The organism is Acinetobacter sp. UBA801, from assembly GCA_002296655.1.
Classification (GTDB): Bacteria; Pseudomonadota; Gammaproteobacteria; order Pseudomonadales; family Moraxellaceae; genus Acinetobacter.
Genome location: DBIN01000052.1, coordinates 1 through 17852 on the forward strand (window position 1 = coordinate 1; position 17852 = coordinate 17852).

At 42.1% G+C, this 17852-nt stretch carries 21 protein-coding genes and 1 pseudogene; 4 read left to right on the forward strand and 18 right to left on the reverse strand.

Features of this window, described 5'->3' with window-relative positions:
* From B2W49_RS10455 to B2W49_RS10475, 5 genes are all read right to left on the reverse strand, one after another.
* Positions 1-781 (reverse strand): elongation factor Tu (locus B2W49_RS10455; protein ID WP_291340732.1); only part of this gene is annotated, 781 nt, incomplete at its 3' end.
* 95 nt (positions 782-876) lie between these two features.
* Positions 877-3012 carry an elongation factor G gene (gene fusA / locus B2W49_RS10460; RefSeq protein WP_291340734.1) on the reverse strand — a complete coding sequence of 712 codons (2136 nt, stop codon included), beginning with the start codon at positions 3010-3012 and terminating at the stop codon, positions 877-879.
* Positions 3013-3143: 131 nt separating this feature from the next.
* Positions 3144-3614 (reverse strand): 30S ribosomal protein S7, encoded by a 471-nt coding sequence (rpsG, locus tag B2W49_RS10465; protein ID WP_262450776.1) that lies wholly within the window; start codon positions 3612-3614, stop codon positions 3144-3146.
* Between the two features lie 179 nt (positions 3615-3793).
* Positions 3794-4168: a 30S ribosomal protein S12 gene (gene rpsL / locus B2W49_RS10470; protein ID WP_000246374.1), complete on the reverse strand. Its 375-nt coding sequence runs from the start codon at positions 4166-4168 to the stop codon at positions 3794-3796.
* A 138-nt stretch (positions 4169-4306) separates the two neighbouring features.
* Entirely contained in the window at positions 4307-5812 is a 1506-nt protein-coding gene (locus tag B2W49_RS10475; protein WP_291341081.1) for an EcsC family protein, read from the reverse strand.
* Between the two features lie 284 nt (positions 5813-6096).
* Between B2W49_RS10475 and B2W49_RS10480 the strand changes: the two genes are divergently transcribed.
* Both B2W49_RS10480 and hemJ read left to right on the forward strand, forming a co-directional pair.
* Complete coding sequence (locus B2W49_RS10480) at positions 6097-7326, forward strand: beta-ketoacyl synthase N-terminal-like domain-containing protein (RefSeq protein ID WP_291341082.1); 1230 nt, start codon at positions 6097-6099, stop codon at positions 7324-7326.
* 17 nt (positions 7327-7343) lie between these two features.
* Positions 7344-7796 carry a protoporphyrinogen oxidase HemJ gene (gene hemJ, locus B2W49_RS10485; protein WP_291341083.1) on the forward strand — a complete coding sequence of 151 codons (453 nt, stop codon included), beginning with the start codon at positions 7344-7346 and terminating at the stop codon, positions 7794-7796.
* A 104-nt stretch (positions 7797-7900) separates the two neighbouring features.
* Here the strand turns inward: hemJ and B2W49_RS10490 are convergent, their stop codons facing one another.
* Together B2W49_RS10490 and B2W49_RS10495 are read right to left on the reverse strand one after the other, a co-directional pair.
* Positions 7901-8263 carry a hypothetical protein gene (locus B2W49_RS10490; RefSeq protein ID WP_291341085.1) on the reverse strand — a complete coding sequence of 121 codons (363 nt, stop codon included), beginning with the start codon at positions 8261-8263 and terminating at the stop codon, positions 7901-7903.
* A 90-nt stretch (positions 8264-8353) separates the two neighbouring features.
* A complete protein-coding gene (locus tag B2W49_RS10495) occupies positions 8354-9010 on the reverse strand; it encodes an HAD-IA family hydrolase (RefSeq protein ID WP_291341087.1) in 657 nt (218 codons plus the stop codon).
* 88 nt (positions 9011-9098) lie between these two features.
* Between B2W49_RS10495 and B2W49_RS10500 the strand changes: the two genes are divergently transcribed.
* Entirely contained in the window at positions 9099-9866 is a 768-nt protein-coding gene (locus B2W49_RS10500) for a hydroxymethylpyrimidine/phosphomethylpyrimidine kinase (protein ID WP_291341089.1), read from the forward strand.
* A gap of 64 nt (positions 9867-9930) precedes the next feature.
* Here the strand turns inward: B2W49_RS10500 and B2W49_RS10505 are convergent, their stop codons facing one another.
* The 11 genes and pseudogenes from B2W49_RS10505 to rpe form a co-directional block, all read right to left on the reverse strand.
* The gene (locus B2W49_RS10505; RefSeq protein ID WP_291341091.1) at positions 9931-10569 is read right to left on the reverse strand and encodes a nuclease-related domain-containing protein; all 639 of its coding nucleotides are present in this window, start codon (positions 10567-10569) and stop codon (positions 9931-9933) included.
* Positions 10570-10620: 51 nt separating this feature from the next.
* Positions 10621-11112 (reverse strand): methylated-DNA--[protein]-cysteine S-methyltransferase, encoded by a 492-nt coding sequence (locus B2W49_RS10510; RefSeq protein WP_291341093.1) that lies wholly within the window; start codon positions 11110-11112, stop codon positions 10621-10623.
* 96 nt (positions 11113-11208) lie between these two features.
* A complete protein-coding gene (gene sugE / locus B2W49_RS10515; RefSeq protein WP_291341095.1) occupies positions 11209-11526 on the reverse strand; it encodes a quaternary ammonium compound efflux SMR transporter SugE in 318 nt (105 codons plus the stop codon).
* A gap of 145 nt (positions 11527-11671) precedes the next feature.
* Positions 11672-12439: pseudogene (locus B2W49_RS10520) on the reverse strand (cation transporter); the annotation flags it as partial.
* A gap of 33 nt (positions 12440-12472) precedes the next feature.
* Entirely contained in the window at positions 12473-12649 is a 177-nt protein-coding gene (locus tag B2W49_RS10525; RefSeq protein ID WP_291341096.1) for a hypothetical protein, read from the reverse strand.
* A gap of 101 nt (positions 12650-12750) precedes the next feature.
* Positions 12751-13641: a copper resistance protein B gene (locus B2W49_RS10530; protein ID WP_291341098.1), complete on the reverse strand. Its 891-nt coding sequence runs from the start codon at positions 13639-13641 to the stop codon at positions 12751-12753.
* The gene (locus B2W49_RS10535) at positions 13628-15202 is read right to left on the reverse strand and encodes a multicopper oxidase domain-containing protein (protein ID WP_414630599.1); all 1575 of its coding nucleotides are present in this window, start codon (positions 15200-15202) and stop codon (positions 13628-13630) included. The genes B2W49_RS10530 and B2W49_RS10535 overlap by 14 nt, the downstream gene beginning before the upstream one ends.
* On the reverse strand, positions 15156-15659 hold the full coding sequence (locus B2W49_RS12200) for a multicopper oxidase domain-containing protein (RefSeq protein WP_414630600.1): 504 nt from the start codon (positions 15657-15659) through the stop codon (positions 15156-15158). The genes B2W49_RS10535 and B2W49_RS12200 overlap by 47 nt, the downstream gene beginning before the upstream one ends.
* A 45-nt stretch (positions 15660-15704) precedes the next feature.
* The gene (locus B2W49_RS10540) at positions 15705-15860 is read right to left on the reverse strand and encodes a hypothetical protein (protein WP_291341100.1); all 156 of its coding nucleotides are present in this window, start codon (positions 15858-15860) and stop codon (positions 15705-15707) included.
* A gap of 68 nt (positions 15861-15928) precedes the next feature.
* The gene (locus B2W49_RS10545; RefSeq protein ID WP_291341102.1) at positions 15929-16225 is read right to left on the reverse strand and encodes a hypothetical protein; all 297 of its coding nucleotides are present in this window, start codon (positions 16223-16225) and stop codon (positions 15929-15931) included.
* 426 nt (positions 16226-16651) lie between these two features.
* On the reverse strand, positions 16652-17338 hold the full coding sequence (gene rpe / locus B2W49_RS10550; RefSeq protein WP_291341103.1) for a ribulose-phosphate 3-epimerase: 687 nt from the start codon (positions 17336-17338) through the stop codon (positions 16652-16654).
* 229 nt (positions 17339-17567) lie between these two features.
* On the opposite strand from rpe, the gene B2W49_RS10555 reads away from it, so the two are divergent.
* Positions 17568-17849 carry a DUF2218 domain-containing protein gene (locus B2W49_RS10555; RefSeq protein WP_291341140.1) on the forward strand — a complete coding sequence of 94 codons (282 nt, stop codon included), beginning with the start codon at positions 17568-17570 and terminating at the stop codon, positions 17847-17849.
* Positions 17850-17852: the final 3 nt, after the last annotated feature.

Sequence of the window (17852 nt, forward strand, 5' to 3'; positions counted from 1 at the left end):
CGCCAGTTACAGTTGTTTTAACTGTATCTTTGATACCTACGATTTCAACTTCTTCGCCTACTTTCACGACACCAGTTTCTACACGGCCAGTTACCACTGTACCACGACCAGAAATAGAGAATACGTCTTCGATTGGCATCAAGAATGCTTGGTCGATTGCACGTACTGGCTCTGGGATGTAAGTGTCAAGCGCTTCAACAAGCGCTTCAACTGCAGCTTCACCATATTGACCAGCGTCGCCGTTAAGCGCAAGAAGCGCTGAACCACGGATAACTGGAGTGTCATCACCTGGGAAGTCGTAAGTAGAAAGAAGTTCACGAACTTCCATTTCAACTAGCTCAAGAAGCTCTTCGTCGTCTACAAGGTCGCATTTATTCAAGAATACAACGATGTAAGGTACACCTACCTGACGAGAAAGAAGGATGTGTTCACGAGTTTGTGGCATTGGACCGTCAGTCGCAGCACATACAAGGATCGCACCATCCATCTGAGCAGCACCAGTGATCATGTTTTTAACATAGTCAGCGTGTCCTGGGCAGTCTACGTGCGCGTAGTGACGAGTTGGAGAGTCGTATTCTACATGAGAAGTATTAATTGTAATACCACGTGCTTTTTCTTCTGGTGCAGAGTCGATTGCAGCGTAGTCTTTCGCTTCACCACCGAATTTTTTTGCACATACAGTTGCAATTGCAGCTGTTAAAGTTGTTTTACCATGGTCAACGTGACCGATTGTGCCCACGTTAACGTGTGGCTTATTACGTTCGAACTTAGCCTTAGCCATGAGATCTTCCTTTTTAAAACAACTCATGGAGGATCACTCCATGAGCATTAGGTTTTTTAACTATAAATTAGTTTGCGCTTATAGTAATCGAAAGATTACTCGTCGTCACCTTTTTTACCACCAGACTGGAATTTAGCAATGATACCCTCTGCCACGTTACGTGGAGTTTCAGCATATTTAGCAAATTCCATAGAATAAGTCGCACGACCTTGAGACATAGAACGCATGTGAGTTGCGTAACCAAACATTTCTGCAAGAGGAACTTCAGCACGAATTGCTTTAGTACCACCAGGTAAGTCGTCCATGCCTTGAACTATACCACGACGACGGTTTAAGTCACCCATGATATCGCCCATGTAGTCTTCTGGAGTTTCTACTTCAACTTTCATGATTGGCTCAAGAAGAACAGGATCTGCTTTCATGAAACCGTCACGGAACGCGTAAGAACCTGCCATTTTGAACGATAGTTCGTCAGAGTCGACATCGTGGTAAGAACCGTCGAATAATGTCGCTTTAATGCCTACAACTGGGTAACCAGCCAAGACACCATTCTTCATACGTTCTTGGATACCTTTGTCTACTGCACCGAAGAACTCTTTAGGTACTACACCACCTACAACTTCTTCAGCGAATTCGTATTCTTTACCAGATTCAGGATCAAGCGGCTCTAAACGTACGTATACGTGACCGAATTTACCCTTACCACCAGTTTGACGTACGAACTTACCTTCTTGCTCAACAGTCTTTTTGATTGTTTCGCGGTAAGCAACCATTGGTTTACCAATGTTCGCTTCAACGTTGAATTCACGTTTCATACGGTCAACGATGATGTCAAGGTGAAGTTCACCCATACCAGCGATGATTGTTTGACCTGACTCTTCGTCTGTACGAACGCGGAATGATGGGTCTTCTTTCGCCAAGCGACCTAAAGCTATTGACATTTTTTCTTGGTCAGCTTTCGTTTTTGGCTCAACAGCCAATGCAATTACTGGCTCTGGGAATTCCATACGCTCTAGTGTAATGATGTTTTTCTCATCACACAGTGTATCACCTGTAGTTACGTCTTTGAGACCTACACATGCAGCGATATCACCCGCACGGATTTCTTCAACGTCTTGACGATCGTTCGCGTGCATTTGCACGATACGACCGATACGCTCACGTTTAGATTTAACTGGGTTATAAACAGAATCACCTTGCTTAAGAACACCAGAGTAAACACGAACGAACGTTAAGTTACCTACGAATTTGTCGTTCATGATTTTGAACGCAAGTGCAGAGAACGGAGCTTCGTCAGATGCTTCACGAATCGCTTTAGTTTCAGCTTTGTCGTCAAGAACACCTTCAATTGCTTTCACTTCTGTAGGTGATGGCAAGAATTCAATTACTGCGTCCAACATACGTTGAACACCTTTGTTTTTGAATGCTGTACCACAAAGCATTGGTTGAATTTGACAAGCCAAAGTTTGAATACGTAGACCAGCAACGATATCTTCTTTAGATAGTTCGCCTTCTTCTAGGTATTTATCCATGAGCTCTTCAGAAGCTTCAGCAGCAGCTTCAACCATGTTTGTACGCCATTCTTCAGCAGTCGCTTGAAGATCAGCTGGAATCTCACCGTACTCAAACTTCATACCTTGTGACGCTTCATCCCAAATGATCGCTTTCATTTCGATCAAGTCGATTACGCCTTGGAAGTTTTCTTCAGCACCAATAGGAATGACTACAGGTACTGGAGACGCGCCTAAACGTGTCTTCATTTGCTCAACAACACGGAAGAAGTTTGCACCTGTACGGTCCATCTTGTTCACGAATGCTAAACGAGGTACTTGGTATTTGTTTGCTTGACGCCATACAGTTTCAGACTGAGGTTGTACACCACCTACAGCACAGTAAACCATACATGCACCATCAAGAACACGCATAGAACGCTCAACTTCAATAGTGAAGTCAACGTGTCCCGGTGTATCAATTACGTTAATACGGTGTTCAGGGAATTGCTTAGACATACCTGACCAGAAGGTAGTAGTAGCAGCAGAAGTAATGGTAATACCACGCTCTTGCTCTTGCTCCATCCAGTCCATTGTTGCTGCACCATCGTGTACTTCACCAATTTTGTGAGATACACCTGTGTAGAACAAAATACGTTCTGTAGTGGTGGTTTTACCCGCATCAATATGCGCAGAGATACCAATGTTACGATAACGAGAAATTGGGGTTTGACGTGCCATGATTTCTAGCATTCCTAAATTTTGTTGTTTAAAACAGGACGCTTTAAGCTGCCTAGCAACTTAAAGCGATTTGATGACAATTCAGTGACAACCGATTCATCACCCTCCTGATTAGGGCCTGTTTTAGTCGCTTAGAAGCGGTAGTGAGAGAATGCTTTGTTGGCTTCAGCCATACGATGCACGTCATCACGTTTTTTAACCGCTGCGCCTTTACCTTCAGATGCATCAAGCAACTCACCAGCAAGACGTAAAGCCATAGTTTTTTCAGAACGCTTAGCAGCAGCATCTACCAACCAACGCATCGCTAAAGCAGTACGACGGGATGGGCGTACTTCCATAGGAACTTGATAAGTAGCACCACCAACACGGCGTGCTTTTACTTCGACCATTGGACGAACTTTTTCAAGCGTAGCTTCAAAAAATTCAACTGGGTCTACTTTAGATTTTTCTTGAACGCGGTCTAAAGCACCGTAAACGATACTTTCAGCAATAGATTTTTTACCATCTTGCATTACGTGGTTCATGAATTTAGCGATTGTTTGGCTGCTGAATTTAGGATCCGGAAGGATTTCACGAGCAGCGACTACGCGACGTCTTGGCATTTTAAACTACCTATAAATATGACACTTCAGGGTGATCCAGCCGTAGCACAAAGTGTCGTGTGCATTTCGCTGGCCTTACTACACGTCGCTTGAATTTCACAAAATTAAATGCAGAAATCAGACAAGCGAGACGATAAAGGATTGCAGTTCTACGAACTAAGAGCTTAATCTTTAAAAGATTATTTCTTAGGACGTTTAGCACCGTATTTAGAACGCGACTGGTTACGATCTTTCACGCCAGCACAGTCTAAAGAACCACGAACGGTATGGTAACGTACACCTGGTAAGTCTTTAACACGACCACCACGGATAAGAACAACGCTGTGCTCTTGTAGGTTGTGACCTTCACCACCGATGTAGCTAGAAACTTCAAAACCTGAAGTTAAGCGCACACGGCAAACTTTACGCATTGCTGAGTTAGGTTTTTTAGGTGTAGTTGTGTAAACACGTGTACAAACACCACGACGTTGTGGACAAGCCTTCAACGCAGGAACTTTTGATTTTTCAACCAAAGTCGTACGACCCTTACGGATCAACTGATTTGTTGTTGCCATGTGGCAATTCTCCCGTTATTAAAAAGCCCCAAAACATACTACTTTTTGAGGGCATGCAATTGTAAGCGAAGATAGAATAATGGTCAATATTGCATAGGCAGTTAAAACACCAACCCAATTTCTACTTATCACTTGTTTTTATTCAGCTTTTGGCTTGCGAGTACTTGTACGAGTTCTCGGTTTTTTTGTAACCTGCCTTGCAGTTTCTTTGCTTGATGTTACTGAATTATCTGAAACAGTTTCAGCCATTTGGGTTGAATCTTTCACAGGCTCCAAAGCATCTTCTAGCATATATTCATCAATTTCATCAGCAGGTACAGCTGGTTTTTGCGGTGCAACTTCAGCATGTGGCTCTAGCATTTGATCTGCCAGTTCTACTAAACCTTGCTGAATATTTTCATCTCGCTGTGCTGCCGTTGTTTCCACTTTGTCCGATTTTTTCTGCACTTTTACCGTTCGAATACTTTCATGGTCTGATAAGGTTTGCACTAGAGCATCTGACGGTGCAGATTCCGCGCGCTCTTGCCCCTCTACCAAAGCATCTTGCGCATGTTTGGCTTCATTGCCCTTCAATTGTTCCAAGAGTTTAGGCGCAGCCTGTGCCAGTAATTCTAATGATTTTTCATAAGCATGAATGGCAGATAAATTGCTGTCTTTATGCTGAATTAAATAGCTGCGAGCATTTGAAAACACTTGCTGTGCCTTTTGATGCACATCCTCAACTAATTTCCAGCTATATACTGCACTCACCGATGCGGTTGCTACAGGCGTGAGTTTATTCAACATGGAAAACTTAGGTACATGGTTCAACCAAGACCATTTGACTTGACCTTGCTCATTCAAGAAGTATTTCTTTAATGCCTCATAATCATTGCTTGAACCGAGCATATTCTGTAGTTGATGCACATCATGAGTTTGCAGCATATTGGATAAGGTTTTTAACCCCATCAACACTGCTTGCTTTTCTGCAATGACACCTAAATCAATTTGTTTAAAAATAAACTGAACAATTTCTTGCTCGGTATCTTTATTCAGTTCAAAACCGTAGGCACGCCCCACCTGATAAATGGTACGCAAAGACATCACAATAGATGCAGGCACATCAATGGTTGAGCCAATCACTCCCGTTGCACCTGTTAATGCGCCTTGCAGTGATGCAATCCATTTATTTTGTTCTGCGAGTGCCTGACTAATTCGTTTAGAACGATCCACATCTTGAGTCAATTCTTCTAAATCACGTACACCAGCCTGATCAAGCACATCATCAACTGAGCTAATATTGGAAGTAAAACTATTCAACTGATCAAATAAATAATCTGAAATTTTATCGGAAAAATCGGGCGACACAAAACTTGCCACCTGATTGACGCGGTTATAGTGACGACCTAAAAGCTGACGTGAAACTTGTGGCACGTGCTGTCTGAGCATGTGTTGAGGATTATCATATTGACGTGCTTGAAAAGCACTAAAACTACGCGCCTGACCTTCAATAATTTGCCCTGATTTTGCACTGTGCTCATCCTTTGCTACAGCAACCGGTGCAACTTGCTGCAATACATGGATGCCTGTACTACTGAGCTTTTTAGCCACCCCAATCGCATTCGAGAAGAATCCGCTTGATTGTTTATTGTTGGAATCTGACATTCTTACTCCTCATTTTTAATTTCTATGATTTATAGGTAAATACTAGGTGTAGTCTAAGTTTATCTCAATATGATTGTGTATCTTTTGGTTGGCTTCCTGCATCTCATTCGCCGCTTCACTGCAGTTTGATCTTCCTTGCAAAGTGGCATCATATTTGCCATAAGAATTCAAAATTCTTTCTGCTATTATGAACGCAATTGTAAGACATGAGTCATACCGTATCAGCGATTGCTTGGCAATTACGGTGTTCGGCTCGACATTATCACCATAAAAGGGATCTGTAGATGAAACGTGTTGTAATCACCGGCATGGGCATTAACTCGTGCATTGGTAATACTTTAGAAGCTGTGACTCATTCTTTACAAAACGGTATTTCTGGGACACGTTCCAACCCAACTTATGCTGAACTTAATTTCAAAAGCCACGTAAGTGCAGCAGCTGAACAAAACTTTGACCACATTGACCGTAAATTAAAACGCTTTATGGGCGTGTGTGCGATGTACGCTTACAACGCTGCAGTAGATGCCATTGAACACGCGGGCTTAAAGCAAGAAGATTTAGCAGGCAACCCACGTTACGGTATCGCAGGTGGTTCAGGCGGTAACTCTACAGCATCTGTTGCAGAAATGATTGAGCTGCTTGAAGAAAAAGGTGCGCGTAAAATTGGTCCATTCTTCGTACCGCGCAACATGTCAAACACGATTACGGCAAACTTGGGCGTTGCATTCAAATTACAAGGTATTGCGCACTCAATTACCAGTGCATGCGCAACTTCTGCCGATGCAATTGGTTATGCCTACAACCTCATTCAATTGGGTAAACAAGATTTAATGCTAGCAGGTGGCGGTGAAGAAGATCACTGGTCACAAAGCTTATTGTTTGATGCGATGGGTGCATTGAGTTCTAAATACAACGACACTCCAGAAACAGCATCTCGTCCGTATTCTGCAGACCGTGACGGTTTCGTGATTGCTGGTGGTGGTGGTTTTGTGGTGCTTGAATCACTTGAACACGCTCAAGCACGTGGTGCAAACATTTTAGCTGAAGTGGTTGCGTATGCTGCAAACTCTGACGGTGCAGACATGGTTGCTCCAAGCGGCGAAGGTGCAACACGTTGTATCTTGATGGCTTTAGACGAAGCAAAACAACACGGTGTAGAAAAAATTGACTATGTGAACACACATGGTACTTCTACCCCTGCGGGTGATGTAACAGAATTAAAAGCGATGGAACGTGCGTTTGGCGAAGGTCAAGTTCCTGCACTTAGCTCTACGAAGTCAATGACAGGTCACAGCTTGGGCGCCGCTGGTGTTCAAGAAGCAATTTACTCTGTCTTGATGATGCAAAACGACTTTATTGCACCAAACATCAACGTTACTGAACTAGATGAAGGCGCAAAACCATTTGATATCGTACTTGAAAAACGTGACACAAAATTGAATACTGTGATGAGTAACAGTTTCGGTTTTGGCGGCGTAAATGCCTGCCTTATTTTCAAGAAGTGGGATGAATAATCTCCATAGGATGATCGATGGATGCACCTTCTGATGCTTTTTTATGGGTAAAAGCATTACATATTATTGCTGTGGTTTGTTGGTTCGCTGCATTGTTCTACCTACCACGTTTATATGTTTACCATGCCATGAGTGAAGATACGCTGAGCCATCAGCGTTTTGAAATCATGGAACGCAAGTTGTACCGAGGGATTATGTGGCCATCTATGATTGCCACCCTCATTACGGCACACTTTTTGGTAGATTGGGGTGATGCGACCCAGAATTACCACGATGCGTTATGGTTTTACCTGAAAGTGGGATTAGTCGGTTTATTGGTGATTTATCACTTGGTTTGTGGCTATTACCGCCAAAAACTAATTGGCAATGCACATTATAAATCACATAAGTTTTGGCGATTCTTCAATGAAATGCCAACAGTTTTGTTACTGGCAATTGTGATTTTAGTGGTGGTTAAGCCGCAATTCTAAGCGTTAAACCGCAACATCTAGATACGTCCAACTTAACTCAATTCCAATTGAGTTAGAAAAAACCTCAGCTCTATATGAACTGAGGTTTTTTTTTGACTCCAGCCTTATTTATTTTTGATAGATTGGATTGCGTGATAAGACTTAAACCCTAAGGCTTCTGCTTGTTTCTGCTGAGATTGAGGAATAGTCACGATGGCAATTCGTCCATCTGCCCCACCACAGACTTGTGCATACATTCTTCCATCTGAACCCACACGAGCCTGATATACCTGAATCTGTGCCTGCTGCAAACGTTGGCTAATCTCAGCAACAGTTAAACCAGAGTCAGGCTCACACTGACGATGTTGCAATGATGTGTACATTTCGACCTGTGCTGCGGACTGTGTAGGTGTGGGTATGCTATTTACACATGCCGTCAAGAACACTGAAACTGCTACAAAAGTCATCGATTGACTGCTTTGCTTCATCATAACTTCCCTCTCAATCTGGATATAAATATTGAAGCATGATCCTGCCTAAAACTCTGCGGTAAAAGTGCAAACAGATATAGCCCCCAATTAAGGTAATTTTTCGACTACCGACAAAATTTGCGCAAAACACTGAATTCTGTATTTTGGTGCAGCCAAATCTAGCTCCTGAGCCGAACCATAGCCATACTCGACTGCAACACAATCGATGCCATTGGCTCGCGCACCGAAAACATCGTGTTCACGATCTCCAATCATTAAACATTGTTCAGGTTGCAATTGTTCTTGCTGCAAAATATAGTGAATAAGGTCTGCTTTATGGGTACGCTCGCCATTCAGTTCACTACCATAGGGATATTCAAAATATTGCAATAAATCGAAGTGATCCAATATTTGGCGTGCATAAATTTCAGGCTTGGCTGTTGCTAAAAACAGTTTATAGCCTTGTTGTTTTAAAGCTGCCAAGGTTGCGGCAGCATCTTCAAAGACGTGATTTTCAAACAAGCCTGTTGCAGCAAAACGCTCTCGATAGCCTGCTAAGGCTTGCTCTGCCAATACGTCATGCACATCTACATTGAGTAATTTTGCCAAAGAGGCTTTTAAGGGAGGCCCAATAATCCAGTCAATATTTTCCATATCTGCAATAGGATGCCCAACTTTTGCCAAACCATAGCGTGCAGAAGCGGTAATGCCCTCTTTCGGGTCGGTCAACGTGCCATCCAAATCAATTAAAAGGGTGTTAATCACAATCCATGCCTATCAGTACAAATGACTATCGAGAGTTATTACAAAGTTGCCTATACTAACGTAAATATAAGCAATGAAGGATATGTGTGTGCGACCAACAGTACTTTGTTTTTCTGGTTTAGACCCTTCGGGTGGTGCTGGTTTACAGGCTGATATTGAAGCCGTTGGCAATAGCGGTGCACATGCAGCGATTGCCTGCACAGCACTGACTATTCAAAACTCTCAGCAAGTGTTTGGCTTTGAAGCCACCTCTAAAGAGTTGTTGTTGGCACAAGCCAATGCGGTGGTGAATGATTTGCCCATTAAAGTTGTAAAGTCCGGCATGTTGGGCACCACTGACAATATTGCAGCACTGGCAGATTTTTTACGTGCGCATCCTGATTATTTATATGTGCTTGACCCTGTTTTGGTTGCCAATAGTGGTGGTTCTTTAGGAGATCAAGCGACGTTGGTTCAGGCATTTGTCGAGTTAATTCCACTGGCGACGTTAATCACGCCAAATACTGTGGAATTACGCGCTTTAACGGGTGAAGATGATTTAGAGCGTGCAACGGCTAAATTATTTGCCATGGGGGCGCAGGCTGTTTTGGTCAAAGGTGGGCATGAAGATACCCCTGATCACATTCGTAATGCGCTGTATATGAACAATGAAATGGTTTCCGAAACCCGCTGTCCACGTCTTGAAGGTGAATATCACGGTTCAGGCTGTTCTTTGGCGAGTTTTATTGCAGGTCGCTTGGCATTAGGAGATCAACTGAAACAAGCGGTACAACATGCAGAAACTTGGCTGTTTGGTGTGCTTAAAATTGCGGAAACGCCTGTACCGAATGGACAGAAAATTCCGAAAAGGTTTTAGTATTTAACGTTCAACTCTTTCATACCCTGATCACACTGTATCAGGGTTTTTTATTGCAACTTTTTTAATGTTTGTGCCGTTGTTTTAAATTTTCGACATGCTGACGATGGGTTTTCCAAGACTTATCGAGTAGTTCTTTTTCAATTCTTAGTTGAATGCGTTTCAGTTTCATCGGTGAAATAACTTCATGCCGAAAACCTTTGACATGCTCAACCCATGCACTACCTTTAAAAACATTGTTGGGCAAATGGGTCTTAAACTCACAGTCTGGCATAAATACAATCACAGAATGCAGATATTCAGGCTCGATAATATCGCTTAATACTGATTCCAAAACTTTTATATGCTTATAGTTCTGATAGACAGGATTCTGAAATTTATAGGTCTTTTTATAAATTTTTTGTGTCCATACTTTTTGGCGTTCTCCACCAAAAATCCAACCTTTATAGTTTTTTGTTTCAATCACAAAAATTCCAAAAGGACTCAATAAAATATGATCTATTTGAGTTGTTCCTGTGGACTCATCAGGCAGAGTTACATCATTCAACAAGATATAATGTTCATCTAGATACAACTTCACATGCGCACTTACTGCGAGTTCTCCTGCCTTTCCCTTAAGAAACGGTTTGAAAATTTTGATCAGTCCTACCCCTGCAACCAGCAGAATAAGCCACCAAAACTGCCACAATAATGTTTTTAACATTTCCCCTGCTCTTCTTTATTATGATCAAAATTGTTGTTGAATCGCAGTAATTTAAACTTTTGAATTTGAAGATTCTAATCTTAACAAAATCGCTTTATTATCCAACCCGCCTGCAAAGCCTACTAGCTTTCCACTTGCACCCACCACACGATGACACGGTACAATAATCGAAATTGGATTTTTACCATTTGCCGCCCCTACAGCACGCATCGCATTCACACTACCGACCTGTTCGGCAATTTGCTTATAACTGCGAGTTTCCCCAAAAGGAATGCTTAATAATGCCTGCCAAACTTTCTTCTGAAATTCAGTGCCTTCAAAATCAAGAGGCACATCAAATTGCTGACGCTGACCTGCAAAATACTCTTGGAGTTGCTGCTGAGTTTTGAGCAAAATTGGATGATCATCTTGTCGAACTAAACTGGCTAAACGTACCCGTTTATGATCTTCGTTATCCCACATTACCGCAACCAATGCGTGATCGTGAGCCACCAATTTAAGCACGCTTACAGGAGTGTCCATTTCAGTAAATGCCAATTGCATTATTTTTCTCCTCAAGCAGGTAGGGTATCAGCTCACCCTGTTTTAACTCGAACCGATCTGTGATTGCACGCACATACCAAACAACCACATTCCCAATTATGTAGATGAAATTTTCATCAACACCAGACCGGAAATAATCAGAACTGCAGCCAACATACGCATAGCACTGGCAGGTTCGCCTAACACAAAAATACCCACTAAAAATGAACCGACTGCGCCAATACCTGTCCAAATCGTATAAGCCGTGCCCAATGGTAAAGTACGCATCGCATAGGCCAAAAGCGCAAAACTTAAAATCATAAAAAAGAGCGTCACAATGCTAGGCGTTAATTTACTAAAGCCGTCAGACAACTTCATGGAATATGCCCAAACCACTTCAAAAATACCCGCCAATATCAACATCAACCAGGCCATAACGCCCTCCTTCAATATCATGAAATCAGGCCGCCCTGATGATTTTTCTTGTCGAGTGTCAGTCACTTTGCCTATTTCCCAAAACCCAAACAAGGGAGGTCGTTCCTCCTGTTAAAATTTAAGCCACCGTGCAGCGATGACCCCTCTATTTTAAACTTAAAATTTTGCGCGCATCATTCAACTCAAACATGGCCACAATTAAGCGAATAATCAGGTCTGGATAATTCGAGCATGTGAGCATCACCAAACCGCCCGCGATAATCACACCTAAATTAACAATTACATCATTGGCGGAAAAAATATAACTGGCCTGCATGTGGGTTCCGCCATCCTTATGCCCTGAAATCAGCCATAAACAGGTGACGTTTGCCAGCAATGCTACAGCGCCAATACCCATCATCAATATGGATTCAGGCTCACTGCCCAAGAAGAAACGGCGCAGAACATCAAAAATAACCAGTGCAGCCAAACCCAGTTGTACCCAACCAGACAAATGCGCAGCTTTGAGCTGTTTCTTGGCGGATTGACCCACGACAAATAAAGCCAAACCATACACAGCAGCATCAGCAAACATATCTAAGGAGTCAGCAATTAACCCAGTCGAAGATGCAATTAAACCTGCGATTAATTCCACTAAAAACATAGCAGCATTAATGCCAAGCAAGGCATACAGCACTTTTTGTTGTGCAGCACTGTTAGATACAGGTAGTTCAGTTTGTGTATTGGCTTCAGTCTGTTGCAACACAGCACCCAAACCCAATGCCCATAATTTATAGCTAATTTCTGTGACATATTGGTTGCTGTGGTAAACGATTAACAGTCGCGCAGGCAAATCAAAAGATAAGGCTGCAATATTATTATAGTCTGCTAAAGCAATCCGTACCATTTGTTCATCTGCACCACCATTCATTTTATATGGTATGCAACTTACGCACGGACTCAAAAGTTATGAATATAAGACTGTTGCTTTATCTGTTTGAGTAGTCATGGCAGATGTAACGCTATTTTGATCCGCACAGGATTTTTTTGTATCGTAAGACAGACCACAGCCAGCATTGTTTAGATTTTGGTTTTCTGAGTTTTTATCTTGATTCGATTGAGGATCTTGAGTTGATGAAGACATACGCCACACCCAAAAATACAATAGGCTCAGTATAAACCAAGCCTATGTATTTAGGGACAATCTATTCTATTTAGAAGTTGCAGCGATAATTGTCGTAATCATTAAAACCTGAGACGCAAGCCTATCGCATATAAGCCGCTCTGCTCGGAATCAGCTGCTGACTGCCAAGCAGTTTGTTGATTGCCTTTCGTATATTCATAACCTGCACTGATATACGGCATGATGTTCTTGCTGATTTCATAACGCATTGCCACACCCACAGCCGCACGGTTGAGTCCTGTTTTTTTCGCATATTTGGCATCATCCTGCAGAATAACATCTACATCTAAATAAGGTTGTGCAATCAATTTCTGAGTCAATAACAGATCCCGTGTGGTTTCCGAACTCAAAGCCGCATATTGATCCTCACCCAAATAAAAATAAGCATCGGTTTCAAAAAAATATGGAGCTAAACCATGTAAGCCAAACACAGCGTCAAACTTATCTTCTCGGTCTATTTGATGCTCTTGCTGATTCACTTCATGGCGATAACGCACACCTGCTTGCACATCCCAAAAATCCGAAATCACACGACTGTATAACAACTTGACATCATATTCAGTTGCTTGTGATTCGTGTTTATCGCTATGAATTTTCAAAAACAACTTGTTTTCATCGGTTCCAATACGAGTTTGTAATTTAGATTTGAGCACTCCCTCGGCATGATCATTCACTTGCCATTGCGTATCTAAAGTGCTCACCGCATATACTTGCGCGCCATGTTCTTTACGATGATCGTGTGACTGCGACTCTTGCAAGAGCGAAGCAAATTGATGCGATTGATGCGATTGATGCGATTGATGCGATTGAGTATTTACCTTAGCTGCGATTGCTGCAACCTTTGCGGAACTGCCATGTGCGCTATGCGCCTCTGTTGCTGCCAACCCAACTGAGCTGATGCAGCAGACAAAAATACTCAAAACTGTTTTCGCAAAAAGATTAGTGTTGTGCATGTGCTGCTCCTTTTTGCGCTGTCGCTGAAGAGGTTTGAGTCGCCTGAATTGCTGTGGTAGAAAGCGGTTCATTATCGCTGACCTGTGCCACAATCAATTTGTTCATCATTCCTGCACTCATGTGATAGAGCAAATGACAATGTATGGCCCATTCACCTAATTCATCTGCAGTAAGCAGTGCTGTTACAGTTTTACCTGGCGGCACAATTAAGGTGTGTTTATTCGGCATTTCTGCTGCCGTTTGACCATTTTCCAACTGCATAAACATGCCATGTAAATGCATCGGATGCGCCATCATACTGTCATTGATAAATTTGATCCGAATACGTTCACCATATTTCACCTTGAGCGGTGTGGCGTCACTAAATTTCTTGCCGTTGATTGTCCAGATATAACGCTCCATCGTACCACCTAAACGCACGACCAATTCACTGCTAGGTTTACGTGTGTCTGGTTGTAGCTGCAGCGATTTCAAATCTTCATAGTTCAAGGCCTTATGCCCCGCAGGTGTAGAAGCATTTGCCCATCCATATACCACCGCATTTTTGTGTTCTACTGAAGGCATGCCATATTGTGTATGCGTATTTTCAGACATTGTTGCATGGTTCATCTTGGAATGATCTATTACCGCATGATTCATCTTGGAATGATCCATTTCTGACATCGCTACATGGTTCATCTTGGAATGATCCATTTCCGACATCGCTGCATGATTCATCTTGGAATGATCCATCTCCGACATTGCTGCATGATTCATCTTGGAATGATCCATTTCATGCATCGTTGCATGGTTCATTTTGGAATGATCCATTTCCGACATCGCTACATGATTCATTTTGGAGTGATCCATTTCTGACATCTTTGCATGATTCATCTTGGAATGGTCCATCTCAGACATCGCTGCATGATTCATTTTGGAATGATCATCTGCATGTTCTGTGGCATGCCCCATATCTTGCATGGTGAGTAAAGCACGCGGACGCGCTGCGGGCAGCTGTAGATTTGATGATGCAGAATGAAGTTCATTCTGCAAACTACCCACAGCAAAACCTGAGCGGTCTATCGATTCTGCTTCAATTTGATAGTGCGCTGCTTGAGGTTCAACAATCACATCGTAGGTTTCTGCAGTTCCGATACGAAACTCATCTACAGTGACAGGTTTGACTGGCTGACCATCTGCACTGACCACTGTCATTTTTAAGTTTGGAATCCGCACATCATAAAATGACATCGCAGAGGCGTTGATAAAACGTAAACGTACTTTTTCATTTGGCTTGAATGCACCTGTCCAATTCTGTTCAGGTGTCTTGCCATTCATTAAAAAAGTATAGCCTGTGACATCGGAAAGGTCAGTTTTCAGCATGCGCATCTGATTCCACATTTTACGGTCTGACCATGTGGCTTTTAGTCCATCACGCTGTATTTGACGCCAAACATCACCTAACGTTTCACGCTGATTTTGATAAAACTCGGCTGAAATTTTTAAATCTTTCTGAATTTGATTGCTAGATTTTTCATGAAAATCTGACAGCAGCACCACAATCACGATCGGTGTATTCATGTGTGTTTACAGCTGGCTTGGCTTTAGGATGAATCACCAATGAACCGTATAGGCCATCTTGTTCCTGACCTTTGGAATGTGCGTGATACCAATAGGTGCCACTTTGGCGCACTTTAAACCGATACACAAAATGCCCTTGTGGCTTAATCCCTTGAAAACCATTAAATCCAGGCACACCATCCATCAAACCCGGCAGTAATAAACCATGCCAATGAATAGATGAATCCTGATTTTTCAATTGATTATTAACGTGAATTACCGCCTCATCACCCTCTTCAAATTCGAGTGCAGGCGCAGGAAACTGCCCATTGACCGTAATGCGTTGAACAGGTTTTCCCGTGATATTGACTGTTTGTTCTGCAATGGTCAGGTGATATACCTTGACCGCGGCAAACGCAGAACTCGAATACAATGCACAGACTGTTAAAAACAGCGTAGGCTGATAAAATTTAGACATGACTTAATCCTTAAAATAAAACTTAAAAGTGTTTTGAATTTAGGATTAAGCTTTGGGTGGACGTAAAATTTGCTGCCAATGACCAAGTAAATGTTGAGCGTGATAAGCAGGCAATAGAATATTGACAGATGTGAGTGCTGCAGGTTGAGTCAGTTCAGGAACTTGCACATTCAACACACTGTTTAAGCTTTGACAATGCAACTGCACACAGTCCTGACAATTCATGTTGGCAGTAGAAAATTCAGCCGAGCCATAACAACCTGCCGCATTTAAATCGGTATCCGTTGCAGATGTGTGCTGACTGAGATGCTGTTGGCATTGGAATCATGCCCAGATAAATGCTGCTTGGTTTCAGGATGCATTTGCAAAGCTGTCGTATGACAATCTACTAAAGATGTCACTATAGGCACTGCGGTTGCAGAATGTAGAAGCTCAGACCCTGCTGCATGATTTGACATCATCCAATTGTGTGCAGGTTTTACCGCAGCACTGACAATACCACTCCACCCCATGACAAATGCCATCAGGATAACAAACCACATTTGTTTGTAGGGTTGAGTCAGCACTAAATGAATTCCTGAGTATGAAAGATGTAAACCTGAAATTGCGCAAGAATTGAACATTTTTGCCAAGCGCAATCCACAATCTACAACTCGCTCAATATAATTCAAGCCCCACTTATACACAATAACTTTTGCATTGAAAAACTGAGTGAATCGGTGCGATTAAAAAGCCAACTAAAACAATCAAGTTATATATTAAGCAACTTATTTTTATGACTACCTGAGCAAATACCAAACAAATTCAGTGTATTTAAAATATACAAAAAGGATTCTATTGAATCCTTTTTATACTTATTTTGTATAAGTCACAAACAATTGATGTACCAATGTTTATAAATTAATCGGCTTATCCATAGTGTTATCAACATAGATATCCATACAGTTATCTACAAAGTTATCCACAGCTTAAGACCTTGTGATTGTAGAAACTTATACTTCGACTGCGCCAACTTTTGCCAATTCAGCGCGCATGTCATCAATCACTGTTTTATAGTCTGGCTTGCCAAAAATTGCTGAACCTGCAACAAACATATCTGCACCCGCTTCTGCAATTTCACGAATATTGGCAGGTCCTACACCGCCATCAACTTCTAAACGAATATCACGACCTGAAGCATCAATGATTTGACGTGCCTGACGTAATTTCTCTAAAGTCATTGGAATGAATTTTTGCCCACCAAAACCCGGGTTCACACTCATAAGTAAAATCTGATCGACTTTATCAAGTACATAATCTAAATAATGTAGCGGTGTAGCAGGGTTAAATACCAAACCCGCTTTTGCTCCACCCGATTTAATCAGTTGCAATGAACGGTCAATATGCTCTGAAGCTTCAGGATGGAACGTGATAATGTCTGCACCCGCTTCAAGAAAATCACCAATCATCCGGTCTACAGGTTTTACCATTAAATGCACATCAATTGGTGCAGTAATACCATAGTTTTTCAATGCCTTACACACACCTGCGCCGAAAGTTAAATTCGGCACATAGTGATTATCCATTACATCAAAATGCACCACATCGGCACCTGCCTGAAGTACATTTTCCACTTCTTCGCCTAGACGAGCAAAATCTGCAGATAAAATAGACGGCGCAATTAAATAAGGCTTGGACATGGGAGAACCTGGCTGAATATTGGGATTGAGGCGCATTATAGCAAACACTGCTTGGTGTTGTGGATTCTGTTACGATTGGATCATTCAGTTCGATTCTTCAGTTACATCATCCAATTTGATAATTCTATTTCCGCAACGCTCCGTTGCAGGATTCCACTTTTCTTTCAGTCTGACTTTGTTATGGTAAAGGTCTTTACTCATATAAACAAAATGCTGGTTTCAACAGATGATGAATAGTACTGCCCATATTCAAACAACACAAGCAAGTCGCATTGCCAAGCGGCTACTCAACCACTGGAAACATAAATTTAACGTTGTAGAAAATGCAAGCCAATACCAAATTATGATGCCAAGCGCCACAATTCTGCTCACGCCTCAAACACATAAGCTTGTGGTTGAAATTCAAGCCAAAGATGCTGAAACAGATTTAAGTTACCTCGAACAAGTCGTGCTTGACCATTTAAGTCGTATGGGACAAACAGAATTGAACGCGGTTTGGCAACAACACTAACTG